The organism is Microbulbifer sp. ABM4_008 (assembly GCF_056311705.1).
In genome coordinates this window covers 530969-545737 of sequence record NZ_CM149970.1, presented here as the reverse complement: position 1 = coordinate 545737, position 14769 = coordinate 530969, and the positions used below count along the sequence as shown (strand labels likewise).

The window sequence follows — 14769 nt, the reverse complement described above, 5'->3', positions numbered from 1 at the left end:
TAAGTATTAATCCTGCCCCTTTAAATGCCGATCAAAAAATCGCTTGATCATGCTGTATTGGTGGATGCGAGTCTGTTTACCGCGCAAGCTATGCTTCTTGCCTGGATAAGTCATCAGCTCAAATTGTTGGCCGTTGTCCTGCATCTGTTTTATGAGTTTAGTGGTATTGGTAAACAACACATTGTCATCCGCCATGCCATGATAAATCAGCAGATCACCTTGTAAGCCCTTCGCATAGGGAAACACAGAAGATGCCTCATAGGCATCCATATCCTTGGTTGGATTGCCCATATAACGCTCAGTGTAATGGGTATCATACAGCGTCCAGTCCGTAACCGGCGCACCCGATACCCCCGCCTTAAAGTAGTCTCCGGCTTTGAACATACTCATCAGTGCCATGTAACCACCGTAGCTGTGACCGAAGATACCTACTTTATTTTTATCAACGTAAGGCAGGGTACGCAGGAATTCAACGCCGGTAATTTGATCTTCCACTTCAGGAGATCCCATATTCTTAAAGATAGGATTCTCAAAAGTGGTACCGCGGTTTGCTGAACCACGATTATCTAGGGAAAAAACAATATAACCCTGTTGGGCCATATACTGGTTGAATAGTTTATCCCAGCTATTGGTAACCACCTGAGCGTGTGGACCACCATAGACAAACACCATTACCGGGTAACTTTTCTTCGCATCAAAATTAGCAGGTTTGTACAAGCGGTAGAAAAGCTCCTGGCCATGGGGCGCCTCAATACTGCCAAATTCCGGAGTGATCCATTGATCTTTATAAGGATAGAGAGGGTGAACACGATTTACAGCGTTCTGCTCAAGCCAGGTGATTCTGGCCCCTGAGCTGCTGTGCAGGCTCACTTGAGGCGGCGTGGTAACGCTGGAAAATTTATCAATATATCCAGAAGCATCCTCAGAAAATTCGATAGAGTGCATACCACTACGCTGTGAAATTCTCTTAATGTCGCTCTCCCCTTGCAGGGAGACTGCATAGAGATGCCTCTCGATTGGAGTATCTTTTCGTGCGGTAAAATACAGACGGTTAGCCAGCTCATCAACAGCCTCTAACTCGTCAACCACCCAATCTCCCTTAGTCAATTGTGCCTGTAATCTGCCGCCAAAATCATATTTATACAGGTGTTTGAAGCCATCCCTCTCCGATGACCAAATAAAAGCATCGCTATCTTCCAAAAAGTGGAGATCATGGCTCAGGTTAACCCAGGTATCGCTGGACTCGGTAAGGAGCGTTCGGGTTTTTCCCGTATTGAGATTGTAAGCACGAAGCTCTAACTTTTGCTGGTCTCGAGATTGCCACTGGAAAGTTAGCAGGTGATCACGGGCCCATTTTACTCGGGGAATATAAATATCCTGATTATCTCCCAGGTTGACCCAACGGATATCCCCCGAATCAATATCTATAAGGCCAAGTCGGATTTTTGCGTTCGCACGCCCAGCAGCGGGGTAACGTTGCTGTATCATTTCGATACGATCCGCATAGATTTCGCTACGGGTTACCTGATCAACTGGCGACTCATCAACTTGCAGGAAAGCAATATGCCGATCATCAGGAGACCACCAATAACCGGTCATCCGGTCCATTTCCTCCTGGGCAACAAACTCAGCCATTCCATTTTTAATATGATCTTTGCCGTCGCTGGTTAGCTGCTTTTCCCTACCGGTTTTCAGATCGACAATATAGATATTTTGGTCGCGAATAAATGAAACAAAGTGCCCCTCGGGAGAAACCTTTACATCGGTTTCAAAGGTTTCCGTTTCAGTCAGTCGACGCGAAGAACGGTCTTTGAGATCGTAATAGTAAATATCGCCGGCCAAAGGGAACAACAGAGACCGACCATCCTCTGACCAGCTGTACTCCATTATTCCACTACCATAAATTCGCTGGCGCTCCCGTCTTGCCTTTTCCTCATCCGAAAGAGTTTCACTACCGCTGTGCAGACTATCGGAATTGACCAAAATTCGGGACTGACCGTCTTTCAGGTTGTACTCCCAAAGATCGTAACGGTTGTAATCTTCAACTCTACCTTTGAGGAAAGTTACGCGCTGCCCATCAGGTGAATATTCCAGCGCTCGGGGAGCGGTACCACTCAGAGCCGGGTCGGAGAATAACCGTTCAATGCTGAGTGACTCTGCAGAACATATTCCTGCAAAAGTACATCCAAGTAATGCAAGCAGTGCTTGTTTCATAGGAAAACTCTTTATATTAAGTATTGTTGGCAATTCACGTACCACCTTGCTAGCAGGGGTATTATTTAGAAAATTCTGATTAATTCCATGTTATCTCCGGCATCCTTAGGAGCCGGCCTAAATGGCATCCAGGTAAGCCATAGCTTCTCTTTGGGACTTGTTCTGATCACCAGAAGTATCTCAAATTTATCGGAAACCCTCTAAAAAATGCAGCTATATTGTGGATAGAGCAAACCGGTGAAGGATTCTACAACGGAACCTTCCGGGACATGCAGTACCTTACAGTTTTGGGTTTGCGCACAAACAATCCTGCTGCAATAGCCCCCCTTTACAAATGTTTACTCTGCTTAACCAACATTTGTGGTTAGCTAATGTCGGACTAAAGCTTTTATCAAAATACGGGGTAACAATAATGAAGGTTCATCTCTTTGCATCTGCAGCTGTGATTTTGATCGCTGCTGGCTGTAGCTCTACACCAGAGATCCCCACCACTGAATCGTTTGTCACTGACATCACCGAACTGGGCCATCGTCGCTTTACCTACAAGGCAACCATTGGGGCCGGCCCCAAGGGCCAAGGCGGTAAGCGTGGTGGTCCGGGTGGTGGAGGTCCAGGTGGCGGAGGTCCCGGTGGCGGAGGTCCCGGTGGTGGTGGTCCCGGCGGCGGTGGTAAGGGTAGTGGTGGCCCAGGAGGTGGCGGTCCCGGCGGCGCCAATTCTGGAGATGTGAAGAAAGTTGCCCGGCAGAGAATGGAACTCTTGCTAGCCGAAAGTGGCTTCTGTCCCAATGGCTGGTTCCTGATCGAACAAACTTTTGACCAGAACAGAGCTGAAATTATTGGCGAGTGTCGGGCGGTTGCACGATAAGCTTACGCCTCTCACTTTGGCTCTATGTATTCTGCTCGTATCGCTTTATACATAGCAAGCGCGAAACCCTTTACCCAAACAGCCCCTCAACTGAGGGGCTAACTTCACTAGTCCGTAATTTATCCAGCCTAATATATATGTCTGCTCAACAATGAGTCTGCATGGAACCTTAAGTGCTCCTCAATAAATGAAGCGATGAAATAGTAACTGTGATCGTAACCTGCATGGTGCTCTATCCGAAGAGGATAATCACTGGCTTCAGCAGCTGTTTGCAGGGAATGTGGTCTCAACTGTTCCTCAAGAAACTCATCCTGTTCCCCCTGAGAAACCAAAATCGGAGTTTTCTCTACAGCGCGCCCCATTAGCACTGTTGCGTCATATGGTTCCCAGCTCTTGGGATCAGCTCCCAAGTAAGTTCCCAGCGCCTTTTCTCCCCAAGGACAAGCAATAGGATTGCAAATTGGACTAAAAGCAGAAATTGATTGATATCGCTTGGGGTTTCGCAGGCCGATTACCAGGGCACCATGGCCGCCCATGGAGTGCCCGCAAATCCCGCGTCGACCATTGGTGGGGAAATGAAGTTCTACCAGGCTTGGAAGTTCATCCACGACATAGTCATACATTTGATAATGCTGTTTCCAGGGTTCTTGGGTCGCGTTCACATAAAAACCAGCCCCCTGCCCCAGATCATAACCCGGGTCATCCGCCACATCGTCTCCTCTGGGGCTGGTATCGGGTATCACTAAGATAATCCCTAACTCTGCAGCGACTCTCTGAGCACCAGCCTTTTGACTGAAGTTTTCATCCGTGCACGTCAAGCCCGAAAGCCAATAAACAACAGGATATTTCCTCTGTGTATTCCCCTCTGCATCCTGCGGTAAAAAAATGGAGAAGACCATAGAACAGTTGAGCGTGCTGGATTTATGTCGGTAACGCTGCTGAAAACCGTCAAAAGATTTAGTACTGCTAACCAATTCAATCGACATTTTAAGTGGTCCTATCAAGCCTGCTGGAAATGAATAACACTGCGAATACTTTTACCTTCATGCATTAAATCGAAGGCATCATTTATTTGCTCAAGGGGCATTGAGTGAGTAATAAAGTCATTCAATTTAAATTCTCCAGCCAGGTAACGCTCTACGAAAGAAGGCAATTCAGAGCGCCCCTTTACACCGCCGAATGCTGATCCCTTCCAAACCCGCCCTGTAACCAACTGGAATGGGCGGGTACTGATTTCCTGTCCCGCACCTGCCACTCCAATAATAATGGATTCCCCCCATCCTTTGTGGCAAGACTCCAAGGCAGCTCTCATCAGGTTAACATTGCCCACACACTCAAAAGAATAATCCACTCCGCCATCGGTAAGCTCTACGATAACCTCTTGAATAGGCTTATCGTAAGCCTTGGGGTTAATACACTCAGTGGCTCCCAATTTCTTCGCCAGCGCAAATTTGTCCTCATTAATATCGACACCAATAATTCGTGAGGCACCAGCCATCTTGGCTCCGATCACTGCGGATAAACCAATTCCGCCCAAACCAAAAATTGCCACACAGGAGCCCGGCTCAACCTTGGCGGTATTGGTAACGGCTCCCATTCCCGTAGTAACACCACAACCCAGCAGACAAACCTCATTTGAGGGGGCTTCGGGATTAATTTTTGCCACAGATATCTCAGGAAGGACTGTGTACTCAGAAAAAGTAGAGCATCCCATATAATGGAAAATGGGTTTCCCATCTACCGAAAAGCGTGTCGAACCGTCAGGCATTAACCCTTTGCCCTGGGTGCCCCTGATTTTTTGGCACAAATTGGTCTTTCCGGAGAGACAAAACTTACATTCGCCACATTCGGGGGTATACAAAGGAATTACATGATCCCCGACAGAGACACTGGTCACCCCCTCACCAACGGACTCAACAACACCCGCACCTTCGTGGCCGAGGATTGCCGGGAATACCCCTTCAGGATCATCTCCTGACAAAGTGAACGCATCTGTGTGACAAACGCCGGTGGCGTGTAATTTCACGCGAACTTCACCCCGTTGGGGAGGCATAACATCGACATCCTCAATAACCAAACGCTCCCCAGGCCCCCAAGCTACAGCTGCTTTACAACGGATTGTCTCTGCACTCATTTTCAATTCTGCCTTTCATCATTCGTTCCAGTGGCGCCCAGCATAGTCCCCTAAGATTATTGGTGCAAAGCCAAGCGCCGCTGCTGAAGTAAAATCAGGAAAAATCTAAAAGCTCACCCTTATAGTAATAATTGGTAGCGCTGAACAATTATTCAAAATAATTCCTTTAATTAATTAACAATTAATAGCTTGTCGCTTCCTCCACTGCAGTGGGGAGCTTCCATGAATGGCTCGAAATGCTTTTGAGAAAGCACTGATATCGGTGTAGCCCAAACTTGCTGATAGTAATCCCACATCAATACTTGAGGCCCGTAGATGCCAGCGAGCAGTCTTCATTCGCGCCCCCTGTACCAACTGCTTAAAGGAGGTTCCCGCTTCATTTAAACGGCGCTGAAGCGTTCTCATTGGCATACCGAGTAAGCGAGAAATTTGCTCCAGGGAGTGCTGCTGGGCCCCGAGAGTTTGAAGGATTAAGACTTGAACCTGTCGGCTGATATCACCCTTGTGCTCTGCCAATAAGCACTTGGAAAACTCCTCAAAATATCTCATAAGACCACTACTGGGTTTAGCGAGGGGATAGTTCATCAATGATCCATCAAAAACCAAGCGATCTCGATCTTGCTCAAAACTAGCCTCAATGCCAAAAAAATTTTGGTAACTACTCAGCGAAGATTGGGGCTTATGCCGAAATGAAACAGAGCGGGGAGATACTTTAGAGCCAACCATCTCCTGTATTAGGCGATAGGCAGCGCCTACTGAAAGTTCAGTATACTGTTGCGCGGGAATTGCGTCGGGGAAGTGATTAACTCTCTCTGCAATCAAGCAGTCATCAGTTTGGTAAATTTTCCAGTGGTCCGCCTGGTTGTGTAACACCATATACCGATGAGTTACTGTCAAAGCACTGGATAGATTCTCACTTTCCAGTATCAGCTTACCAAGGACGCCCAGCATACGTAGCCCTTGCTTCCCCGCCAATCGCAAGCCAAAGTCACTACAGGACAAGTCCCGTGAACACAAATTAAGGAGGTCCACCAGCGTTGCAATGGGGATCAAGATATTTGGACGACGTGTACAATCCGCAGGAAGCCCCACTTGCGCTAAAAAATCTGATGACTGACCACCGAGCTGTGGCACCAATAGATTAAACCCAGCCAGTGCACCACTGCGAATTTCATAGATAGGCTTCATGTTTTATAGCTACCATATTGCCAACCTCTCATTTGCACTATCACACAGTGTCTAGGAATAATGAGCATCGGACAATAGCTATATCATATAACATAGCTCTTCAACTAACTGGGACTACTCCTATCCACAAACGCAACTTATTTGAAGGCTAGTGCCTGACTATTGTGGCACTTTCCACTATCTACTCATAAAACTATCGGTTTATACGAGAAAGAACTGCAAGGAAATTTCACATGGAAACTGAAAATCTAACACTATTTTTAGGCTGGGCTTCGATTATAAACATATTGATGCTACTGCTATCAACTATTGGACTTGTCTGCCTGAGGAAGTCGATCACCAGGATTCACGCACGAATATTTGAGCTTAATGAACAAGATTTAGGCCGTGCATACTTTCAATATCTGGCACAATACAAAATTGCTATTATCGTCTTCAATATTACACCGTATTTTGCTCTAAAAATTATCAGTTAATTGATAAAAGCGGAAATATTTTGCAAAAAAATAAGAAAGGTAAACTATACCTTTCTTATTTTCATAATTAAGACGGATAGGGGAGTATTTCGGGTCCGCCGGCAGATACCCTTTTCAGGAAATGAAGTTATTTCTGAAATATTTATCAGCCACTCTTTTTCACAAACTTTGTCAGAATAACAATTCTCTGACCCTCGACCCGTCCTTCGATATGCTCAGGATTATCGCTTAAGCTGATACCGCGAACTGCCGTTCCCCGTTTTGCAACCAAACTGCTTCCTTTTACATCCAAGTCTTTGATAATAACTACATTATCTCCAGCTTGTAACTGGGCACCATTACTATCCCGATGAATCACCAACTCACCAGCCTCTGGTATTGCCCCGGCCTCTGCCCAGGCCAGCAAATCGCCATCCAAATACAACATGTCAAACAAGTCTTGGGCCCAGGTCTCGCCAGATAAGCGCTTTAGAATACGCCATGCCAACACTTGAATTGCCGGCTCGGTACTCCACATAGACTCCGACAGACACTGCCAGTGCGCACTTTCCAGCTGTGCAGGATTTTCCAGCTGGTCCCTACAGGTTTGACACAATAATACTGCCGCATCTGGATAGCCCTCTGACTGGGGTACGTCATAAACCGCCAAGCCATTTTCTGCTTTACAGAGCTCGCACTGATTTCCACTGCGTTGTGCCAACTGCTCCTGAATCACAGCCATAAGTAACCTCAAAAAAAGTAGGGATTATACGACTGATTCTTCCTTCACGCTTCCCAAATAATCACATTTAACGGACATCGGGGTCGACCGTGAACATGATCAAGCTTAGACAGGAAGTAAATAAGACTATCAACAGCCCAGTAGTAGATGGAGCCATCAGGTTGCCGAGGGATTCACAGGCTTCAGACAAGACACTCTAGAGCACTAAAACTTTCAACAGCCGCCAATATAGATTGACGACTGTAAAGAGCATTATGCGTTAAGTCCCACACTCAGTGGTGCGAGGAGACCGCTGCCGCGAACTGCCCACCCTGCTTGCTGGCGATGGCGCTGGTAATATCCCCTAAACTGAGAATACCGACCATACGCTTTTCACTATTGAGTACCGGCATTCGTCGTAACAACTGTTGCTCCATTTTGTGGACAGCAGACAGCAGATCATCCTCTTCCCAGCACCATTCAATCCCCTCTGTCATAACATCTCGGGCGGACAGCGAGCTGAGATTACCCCCCTGAACCACACCGCGACATACAATATCTCTATCAGTCACTATTCCTACAAGCCTGTCATTTTCTCCGATCGGCACTGCACCAATATCTTCATCTCGTAAAATTTTTGCCAACTCCTGTAATGGAGTATCCGGGGTGCACCAGGTAGCCCCCTCATGCATTGCGTGTTTAACTTTCATAGGTACCTCAAAGCTCTTTAGACAAATGCCAAAGAGAGTGACGGGTAAAACCCATCACCCTTAACCCCTCTAGATCAGTGCACTTCAATCCGCTTTCTTTGCGGGGGATGCCCCTCATGTTTTGGTACCGTGAGCGTGAGAATCCCATCTTTGAAATTTGCATCAATCTCACTTTCGCGAACATCTTCACCAAGATTGAAACTGCGCAAGAACTTGCCGTAACGCCGCTCCTGACGAAGCACGCGGCCATCCTTCTTCTCCTTAACCTCGCGGTGCACCTCAGCTTCAAGAGTCAAAACCCCATTTTCTAGGGTTACACTGATATCGTCCTTACCCACTCCCGGCAGCTCAGCGCTGATTTCATACATATTCTTGCGCTCACTCACATCAATACGCGGAGAAAAAAATCCCTCGCGTTCAGAGCCGATTGCACGGGTCGGTGAGAGCATTTGTTCAAACATATTATCAAGGTCCAATAGGGACCCTCTGGGGATCAGACTCATATTTACAACCTCTTTTTACGCTAAGCCGCAAAAGGCGCCAGAAAACTCAAGAGTCCGTCTTGCGCCTGTTACATCTTGAGTACAGTCTAGGAAATACTGCGACAAACGAAGGGATTAAGTGCCGATAAAAGCCATTACAAATTGAATATGAGAGCTGTCGTATATTTCTTTTGTACATATAAATATTAAAAACTTCCTTTCCAAGTGCACCTAAAGAGAATTTCCACCTCCATATCCATCAATAAGAAACCAGGGCTCGTGGCCAATATGGCTATTTACTAGGATTAAATAAGGCAGTTAAACGAGGATATGTTCATGGCCTTAGCATGGGTCCTTGTGGCTAACCAGTCCCAAGCGCGAATTTTTGAAGCCAACAAACGCGCGGGAAATCTCAATGAAATCCAGGCACTACTCCATCCAGAATCACGGCTCTCTGGCAGAGACCAAGAGAGTGATGCACCCGGACGCACTTTCGACAGCTATGGTCAAGGAAGGCACTCAGTAGGTAATTCTGCAGGATTACATCGCCGTGAAGGTGAGAATTTTGCCAGAGAAATTGCACATACCCTGGAGAGGGGAAGACAGGAGGGCCAGTACGAAAAACTGTATATTGTTGCAGAACCCTACATGGTTGGCAGCTTGAGGGATGCCTTGAAAACTCCAACCCGCGCAACAATAGCGGGAGAAACAGGAAAAAATCTGGTGGCTTGTGAACCCGAGGAGATCCGGGCTCAACTTCCTATTTGGCTATAGTGACGTTCGGCCAGTAGAGAGGGTCACGAGTGAACCTCTCTACGGACCCCGCTCAAGCCCTGCTTTCCATTAAAAGCTTATCAATCAGGGCATCCTTTTCAGTCCATAACTCATTTACCCACTGATTAAACTCCACCCGAAACTCCTGATCGGTTGCGTAGTCTCTCTCAAAAAACCGGCTCGGCAACTGGACTTTCTCAATGCGAACAATCACTTTCTTTAACTTACCGGAAAGGAAATCTTTAAAGGTAGGTATACCATCCGGGTAAACAATAGTGACATTCAGTAGCTGGTTCAGCTGCTCACCCATACAGTGCATTGCAAAGGCAATCCCTCCGGACTTGGGCTTTAGAAGGTGTTTGAAGGGCGATTGCTGTCTTTGATGCTTCTCTTTACTAAACCTTGTTCCTTCAAGAAAGTTCATAATACTGGTGGGTATTAGCTTAAATTTTTCGCAAGATTTTTTCGTCGCTTCAAGATCCTTACCGCGCATCTCCGGATGTTTTTTCAAAAACTCTTTGCTGTAACGCTTCATAAATGGAAAGTCGAGTACCCACCAGCACATTCCAATCACAGGAACTTTGATCAACTCTTGCTTCACAAAAAATTTCAGGAATGGAATTCTTCGATTAAAAATCGACTGCATAATAAAGATATCAACCCAGCTTTGATGGTTCGCTGTGACCAGATACCATCCATGTTTATCGAGATGCTCTATACCCTGTACATCCAGCTGGGTTCTTTGGGTCAGCTTCATCCATCCTTTATTTAGGGTTATCCACATTTCTGCCCAAGAAATAAAAAAACCCATGAAAATTTTTTGCAGAAAGGCAAAAGGGAGAATAAATCTAAAAACTGAAAACAAGAGTATGGGGGCTGCACAAACCAATGTGCTAACGGCCAGCAACACCGAAGATATGACCAACAGCAAAAACGAAGGGAGAAAGTTAAACATCTAAAGGCTCTTTTAATTTTCCGGGCTTACAGGTCAGGCTGTCACGCCATATTCACAGGTTACCCGTTTCTTTTTTAATATCTTGAAATCCACTTATCACAAACTAAGCGGACTCTGCTCTCATCAGTGTATTTACATAATCCGGGCTACAGGCTGCCTATCGCAATCAACATGGCTGTGTATATTTATGGCTCATGGGAAACTGCTCCACTGCAATAAATTCATGCGCCGAGCGCCTAGGCTTTAGCCGCGCCAGAGGCAATATCAAACCGCAGCAACTCTGGGAGAGTAACACGCATTTCAACCCCATATTTATTGACTGAATAGTCTGAATCTATCGGCGATACATCAGCGCAAACTGCACGGATAAAACCAGTGACAGCAGCCCAGTGAGCGGCCTCATTTTTTCAGCATGCCCTGGATATGAAAAGGCGCCATTGTACCCTTTCTATAACCGTGGATTAGCAACTTTTATCTTCCCACGCCGCAAAGGCACGATAGTGACTGGAGCAGCGTTGCACCCTGCTAAACTTGAGGCTCCAGGTCGTAGAATTGCGCCGGGAGAATAGAATGGGAATTACAGGTAATAAGCAGCACTTCCACCGCAAGCAATGGCTCAGCGTACAGCAGGCCGTTGACCACCTGAGTGCATTGTCTGAAGAGCCACTAACCAGTGCTCATCTTGCAGACCTGGCCGATGAGCAGCTTCTTAACCTGTACTGGTACCGTCCAGGCCAAAAACTGTCTTTGGAAGATCACAAGGGGACCCGTGAACTGGTAGAGCCTGTCAGGCTCTGTTACGAAAATCCCAGTGACTGGCACGCCATCGTGGATATTTTGCGGAATAATCCAGCGCTGCCCGCCTACGAACATGACACTCCGCTTCTGGAAGATGCCGACGGAAACCGGCTGCGAATCACCTTCGACTACCACCAACGTCCAGAACCGTTTAGCAGCCGCTGGTACCCTACCTATGCGGAGTTAGTGCTCAAGCGCAACGATTTGGAACAACTGGAACCCCACCTGTTTACCAGCCAGACGGTTGAGGCCGGGTTTGAGCGTGAGACCCTACTGAATGTTATCTGGCAGCTGGAACAACTAGCCCTTGGGGATGAAGAGCACTCCACCAGCTGGCTGGCAAACCAATTGGCACAGCGTTCTTCCTCCCTGGATCGGCTATCTTGTGAGCGCATCCTTCAGGCGGCCGAGCGCGAAAGCTCTCCTGGGCGATCGATATAGCGCGGCATTTCCTACTAACACCTTTGACTCCTTTCCCATACTCAGGAACTCCCCATTGGTGGTAGAGCCCAAAGGCTGTACCCTAGTGGCACTTAGCAAATCTAAGTGTGACGTACTACCAATAGGAGAGAGAAGTGCAGGCCAAAAACAGCTCCTCCAGCTACGGCTGGGTAGCCATCGCCCTCCATTGGATAATGGCCCCTGCGATCATAGGGACTTTTATTCTCGGTTGGTGGATGCGCCAGCTATCCTACTACGATCCCTGGTATCAACGAGCCCCTGAAATTCACAAAGGGGTGGGCATCATCCTGCTTGGGTTTCTACTCTTCAGGCTGGCTTGGCGCTTTGCCAACCCATCTCCGGCGAGCAACCCCCAAACACCCAACTGGCAGAAATTTGCCGCCACCGCCACTCATGGACTGATTTACCTGTTACTACTGGCAATCATGGTTTCCGGCTATCTGATTTCTACCGCCGATGGCCGCCCTATCGATGTCTTCAGCATAGTGAGCATCCCTGCAACCTTACAAGGAATTCCCAATCAGGAAGACATTGCGGGATCTATCCACGAAATCCTTGCCTGGGGCCTGATTGGACTCGTAACAGCACATATCTTGGCAGCCCTCAAGCGTCACTTTATTGACCGTGACGGCACACTGCGCAGAATCCTTGGCATCCGTGTAAAGGGCTCTACAGACGATCACTCACACGTACAAACAACACTCTCAACCACCAAATAAGGAAAAAATGACATGAAGAAGCTCTCTGTATTTCTTATTGCAGCTCTGATGGGGACTGTAGCCCAAGCAGCGGAATACAAAATCGACACCAAAGGGGCTCACGCTTTTGTGCAGTTTCGTATCAAGCACCTTGGATACAGCTGGCTGTACGGCCGTTTCGATGACTTCAACGGCTCCTTCTTTTACGATGAAAAGCAGCCAGAAAAATCTTCTATCAATGTCGACATCGATGTAACCAGCCTCAACAGCAATCACGCTGAGCGAGACAAGCACCTGCGCAGTGATGACTTCCTCGATACCGCAAAATTCCCCACTGCTACTTTCAAGAGCACTAGCTTTGAACCTCTGGAAGACGGCAAAGCCCGTCTAAATGGCGAACTGACCCTGCGCGGTATCACTAAGCCAATCACAATTGACGTTACCAATATCGGTGGCGGTAAAGACCCTTGGGGCGGCTACCGCCAGGGCTTCAGTGGAACCACTGAGTTCGAGCTGAAAGAATTCGGTATCAAATCCCTAGGCCCAGCCTCACAGAAAGTTGAGATGATCCTGGATATTGAAGGTATCCGTATCTAACAACAAAAAAGTACACCCCCTGAGCCCGGAAATTCCTCCGGGCTCCCCCCTAACTGCGCTTCGCAACACTCCAATAAACAACGCAAGCAGCAGCTGCAGCCAATAGCCAGTCGACGCCTGCCATCAACCCTCTCGGTAAGAAAAAAGCTAGCATTGTGATGACAATACATGTCCCCAATAAAGTCAGCAGTGCTCGCGGGTTCCAGCCACAGAAATAGTAATAACGCCCATCACTTTCGCTGTAATACAACTGCCCTACATCCATCTGGCGCTTCTCTACTAAGTAGTAGTGAGACAATATGACACCATAGGCAGGCGCCAGAAAAACCCCCATCCAGTTTACGAACGCCACTAAACCGATTTGTTTGATAACAGCGGGCCACAAAGCACTAATCAGAAAGGCCAGAAACAGCGTTATCAATGCCGCCCTGCGAAACCCCAGGTACTTTGGCAGAAGATTTGAAATATCGTTAACTGGAGCCACAAAGTTCGCCACCACATTGATGCCGGCCGTTGCTGTAAAAAAAACAACCGCGGCGATCAATGACAGTTCCAGATTCCCAAGCTTCTGCACAATATCAGTGGGATTTGCCAAGTTCTGGTGGAAAACTGACTGGGCGGCGATAGTGGTGAACAGAACAATTATTGCAAAGCCAGTCATATTTATAGTGATTCCCAGCCAATTTCCCCTTCGCATAACAGACACGTTCTTACAGAAGCGAGCAAAATCTCCATAACTTAGGATTATCGGCGCATAGAGAGCCAACATAGTACCTGTGACTTTGATGAGCTGGACCAAGCCATCGCCCCAGGATGCTATAGACCGATCAAAGAAAGTAGCAACAGCAAATGAAAACTGTCCGTCACTGCGAACCACTAGCATCCACAACAGCACTAGCATCACTCCATAGACACAGGGTGCAGCCAGGTTGATAAACCAACGGATCGTATTGATACCTTTGAAAAATAGAAGAGCTTGAAATAATGAGACAAGTACGAGGGAAGCCCAATCGATCCGGTCCATTGCCAGCCACTGCCCTCCGACAGCTTGAGGCCACCACTCTCTCAGTAATAAAGACATGGCATGGGCAGCAAACCAGGTCTGCGCACCGTACCAAAATATTGCCACGCTCCCCCGAAGCAGCGCAGGGACGTTAGCACCTCGGATCCCCATACTCGCCCTGGCCAATACGGGAAACGGTATACCGCATTTAACACTCGGTTCACCGATTAAATTTAACAAGATGATAATTAAAATTGCTGCAATAGCGATCCCAGCGAGAACCAGCCAAGCATTCGTATTGGGACCGAGGAATAGGGTTGCCGCCAGGGTATAGCCAGCGAGACTTTGTGCAGCGTTGGCCCAAAGGTTAAATATCGTCAGAGTGCCCCAGCGTTTAGCTTCGGGCTTCACCACCGCTAAATTTTCATTCTTTAGCTGCAAAGTGTCACCTAAGTGCATCTGATAAATAGCGCGCCAAAGCAGCTACTTCAAATTAGCCTTTTCAACAATGACATACAAGCCGTCAAAAGTGCCAAATTTAACAGTTAATAATATATATTCTCTTTTACAATTGAGACTTATTTTCAGTAACAGCAAAAGTGGTATCCATTTACCAAATTAGCAGTAATGCCGCTAGCACTGGCGCACAACTGTGAAATATATTGTGTAGCCATCGATTAAAGAAGATCCGGTCGACAAAGATACAGGCAAGT

The 14769-nt window shown here is 47.3% G+C and carries 15 protein-coding genes; 6 read left to right on the top strand and 9 right to left on the bottom strand.

Going from position 1 to position 14769, the window contains the following annotated elements; genetic code table 11:
- Positions 1–6: 6 nt before the first annotated feature.
- A complete protein-coding gene (locus tag ACYX4J_RS02325) occupies positions 7–2214 on the bottom strand; it encodes a S9 family peptidase (RefSeq protein WP_476177788.1) in 2208 nt (735 codons plus the stop codon).
- Between the two features lie 412 nt (positions 2215–2626).
- Between ACYX4J_RS02325 and ACYX4J_RS02320 the strand changes: the two genes are divergently transcribed.
- Complete coding sequence (locus ACYX4J_RS02320) at positions 2627–3079, top strand: hypothetical protein (RefSeq protein ID WP_444907253.1); 453 nt, start codon at positions 2627–2629, stop codon at positions 3077–3079.
- Between the two features lie 128 nt (positions 3080–3207).
- Here ACYX4J_RS02320 and fghA read toward each other — a convergent pair whose 3' ends face one another.
- The 3 genes from fghA to ACYX4J_RS02305 form a co-directional block, all read right to left on the bottom strand.
- Positions 3208–4065 (bottom strand): S-formylglutathione hydrolase, encoded by an 858-nt coding sequence (gene fghA, locus ACYX4J_RS02315; RefSeq protein WP_444896078.1) that lies wholly within the window; start codon positions 4063–4065, stop codon positions 3208–3210.
- A 14-nt stretch (positions 4066–4079) separates the two neighbouring features.
- Positions 4080–5213, bottom strand: coding sequence for an S-(hydroxymethyl)glutathione dehydrogenase/class III alcohol dehydrogenase (locus ACYX4J_RS02310; RefSeq protein WP_444915513.1), 1134 nt, complete (start codon positions 5211–5213; stop codon positions 4080–4082).
- Positions 5214–5387: 174 nt separating this feature from the next.
- Positions 5388–6401, bottom strand: coding sequence for an AraC family transcriptional regulator (locus tag ACYX4J_RS02305; protein ID WP_444918204.1), 1014 nt, complete (start codon positions 6399–6401; stop codon positions 5388–5390).
- Between the two features lie 233 nt (positions 6402–6634).
- On the opposite strand from ACYX4J_RS02305, the gene ACYX4J_RS02300 reads away from it, so the two are divergent.
- Positions 6635–6877 (top strand): DUF6868 family protein, encoded by a 243-nt coding sequence (locus ACYX4J_RS02300; RefSeq protein ID WP_476177787.1) that lies wholly within the window; start codon positions 6635–6637, stop codon positions 6875–6877.
- Between the two features lie 145 nt (positions 6878–7022).
- Here the strand turns inward: ACYX4J_RS02300 and ACYX4J_RS02295 are convergent, their stop codons facing one another.
- The 3 genes from ACYX4J_RS02295 to ACYX4J_RS02285 all read right to left on the bottom strand — a co-directional run bounded on the left by ACYX4J_RS02295 (position 7023) and on the right by ACYX4J_RS02285 (position 8790).
- Positions 7023–7598, bottom strand: coding sequence for a PhnA domain-containing protein (locus tag ACYX4J_RS02295; protein WP_476177786.1), 576 nt, complete (start codon positions 7596–7598; stop codon positions 7023–7025).
- A gap of 272 nt (positions 7599–7870) precedes the next feature.
- Positions 7871–8287, bottom strand: coding sequence for a CBS domain-containing protein (locus ACYX4J_RS02290; RefSeq protein ID WP_108734525.1), 417 nt, complete (start codon positions 8285–8287; stop codon positions 7871–7873).
- A 74-nt stretch (positions 8288–8361) separates the two neighbouring features.
- Positions 8362–8790, bottom strand: coding sequence for an Hsp20/alpha crystallin family protein (locus tag ACYX4J_RS02285; protein WP_282931225.1), 429 nt, complete (start codon positions 8788–8790; stop codon positions 8362–8364).
- A gap of 315 nt (positions 8791–9105) precedes the next feature.
- On the opposite strand from ACYX4J_RS02285, the gene ACYX4J_RS02280 reads away from it, so the two are divergent.
- Entirely contained in the window at positions 9106–9543 is a 438-nt protein-coding gene (locus ACYX4J_RS02280; protein ID WP_413663346.1) for a host attachment protein, read from the top strand.
- 52 nt (positions 9544–9595) lie between these two features.
- Here ACYX4J_RS02280 and ACYX4J_RS02275 read toward each other — a convergent pair whose 3' ends face one another.
- The gene (locus tag ACYX4J_RS02275) at positions 9596–10498 is read right to left on the bottom strand and encodes an acyltransferase (protein ID WP_476177785.1); all 903 of its coding nucleotides are present in this window, start codon (positions 10496–10498) and stop codon (positions 9596–9598) included.
- A gap of 570 nt (positions 10499–11068) precedes the next feature.
- On the opposite strand from ACYX4J_RS02275, the gene ACYX4J_RS02270 reads away from it, so the two are divergent.
- From ACYX4J_RS02270 to ACYX4J_RS02260, 3 genes are all read left to right on the top strand, one after another.
- Positions 11069–11737 (top strand): hypothetical protein, encoded by a 669-nt coding sequence (locus ACYX4J_RS02270; protein ID WP_476177784.1) that lies wholly within the window; start codon positions 11069–11071, stop codon positions 11735–11737.
- Between the two features lie 134 nt (positions 11738–11871).
- Entirely contained in the window at positions 11872–12477 is a 606-nt protein-coding gene (locus tag ACYX4J_RS02265) for a cytochrome b (RefSeq protein WP_476177783.1), read from the top strand.
- Between the two features lie 12 nt (positions 12478–12489).
- Positions 12490–13053 carry a YceI family protein gene (locus ACYX4J_RS02260; protein WP_108734532.1) on the top strand — a complete coding sequence of 188 codons (564 nt, stop codon included), beginning with the start codon at positions 12490–12492 and terminating at the stop codon, positions 13051–13053.
- Positions 13054–13102: 49 nt separating this feature from the next.
- On the opposite strand, the gene ACYX4J_RS02255 is transcribed toward ACYX4J_RS02260, so the two are convergent.
- The gene (locus tag ACYX4J_RS02255) at positions 13103–14497 is read right to left on the bottom strand and encodes a cytosine permease (RefSeq protein ID WP_476177782.1); all 1395 of its coding nucleotides are present in this window, start codon (positions 14495–14497) and stop codon (positions 13103–13105) included.
- Positions 14498–14769 lie beyond the last annotated feature (272 nt).

What these genes read in the sequence shown, in the direction of transcription:
- ACYX4J_RS02325 (WP_476177788.1), bottom strand. Translation starts at nt 2,214, where the DNA reads ATGAAACAAGCACTGCTTGCATTACTTGGATGTACTTTTGCAGGAATA.
- ACYX4J_RS02320 (WP_444907253.1), top strand. Translation starts at nt 2,627, where the DNA reads ATGAAGGTTCATCTCTTTGCATCTGCAGCTGTGATTTTGATCGCTGCT.
- fghA (WP_444896078.1), bottom strand. Translation starts at nt 4,065, where the DNA reads ATGTCGATTGAATTGGTTAGCAGTACTAAATCTTTTGACGGTTTTCAG.
- ACYX4J_RS02310 (WP_444915513.1), bottom strand. Translation starts at nt 5,213, where the DNA reads ATGAGTGCAGAGACAATCCGTTGTAAAGCAGCTGTAGCTTGGGGGCCT.
- ACYX4J_RS02305 (WP_444918204.1), bottom strand. Translation starts at nt 6,401, where the DNA reads ATGAAGCCTATCTATGAAATTCGCAGTGGTGCACTGGCTGGGTTTAAT.
- ACYX4J_RS02300 (WP_476177787.1), top strand. Translation starts at nt 6,635, where the DNA reads ATGGAAACTGAAAATCTAACACTATTTTTAGGCTGGGCTTCGATTATA.
- ACYX4J_RS02295 (WP_476177786.1), bottom strand. Translation starts at nt 7,598, where the DNA reads ATGGCTGTGATTCAGGAGCAGTTGGCACAACGCAGTGGAAATCAGTGC.
- ACYX4J_RS02290 (WP_108734525.1), bottom strand. Translation starts at nt 8,287, where the DNA reads ATGAAAGTTAAACACGCAATGCATGAGGGGGCTACCTGGTGCACCCCG.
- ACYX4J_RS02285 (WP_282931225.1), bottom strand. Translation starts at nt 8,790, where the DNA reads ATGAGTCTGATCCCCAGAGGGTCCCTATTGGACCTTGATAATATGTTT.
- ACYX4J_RS02280 (WP_413663346.1), top strand. Translation starts at nt 9,106, where the DNA reads ATGGCCTTAGCATGGGTCCTTGTGGCTAACCAGTCCCAAGCGCGAATT.
- ACYX4J_RS02275 (WP_476177785.1), bottom strand. Translation starts at nt 10,498, where the DNA reads ATGTTTAACTTTCTCCCTTCGTTTTTGCTGTTGGTCATATCTTCGGTG.
- ACYX4J_RS02270 (WP_476177784.1), top strand. Translation starts at nt 11,069, where the DNA reads ATGGGAATTACAGGTAATAAGCAGCACTTCCACCGCAAGCAATGGCTC.
- ACYX4J_RS02260 (WP_108734532.1), top strand. Translation starts at nt 12,490, where the DNA reads ATGAAGAAGCTCTCTGTATTTCTTATTGCAGCTCTGATGGGGACTGTA.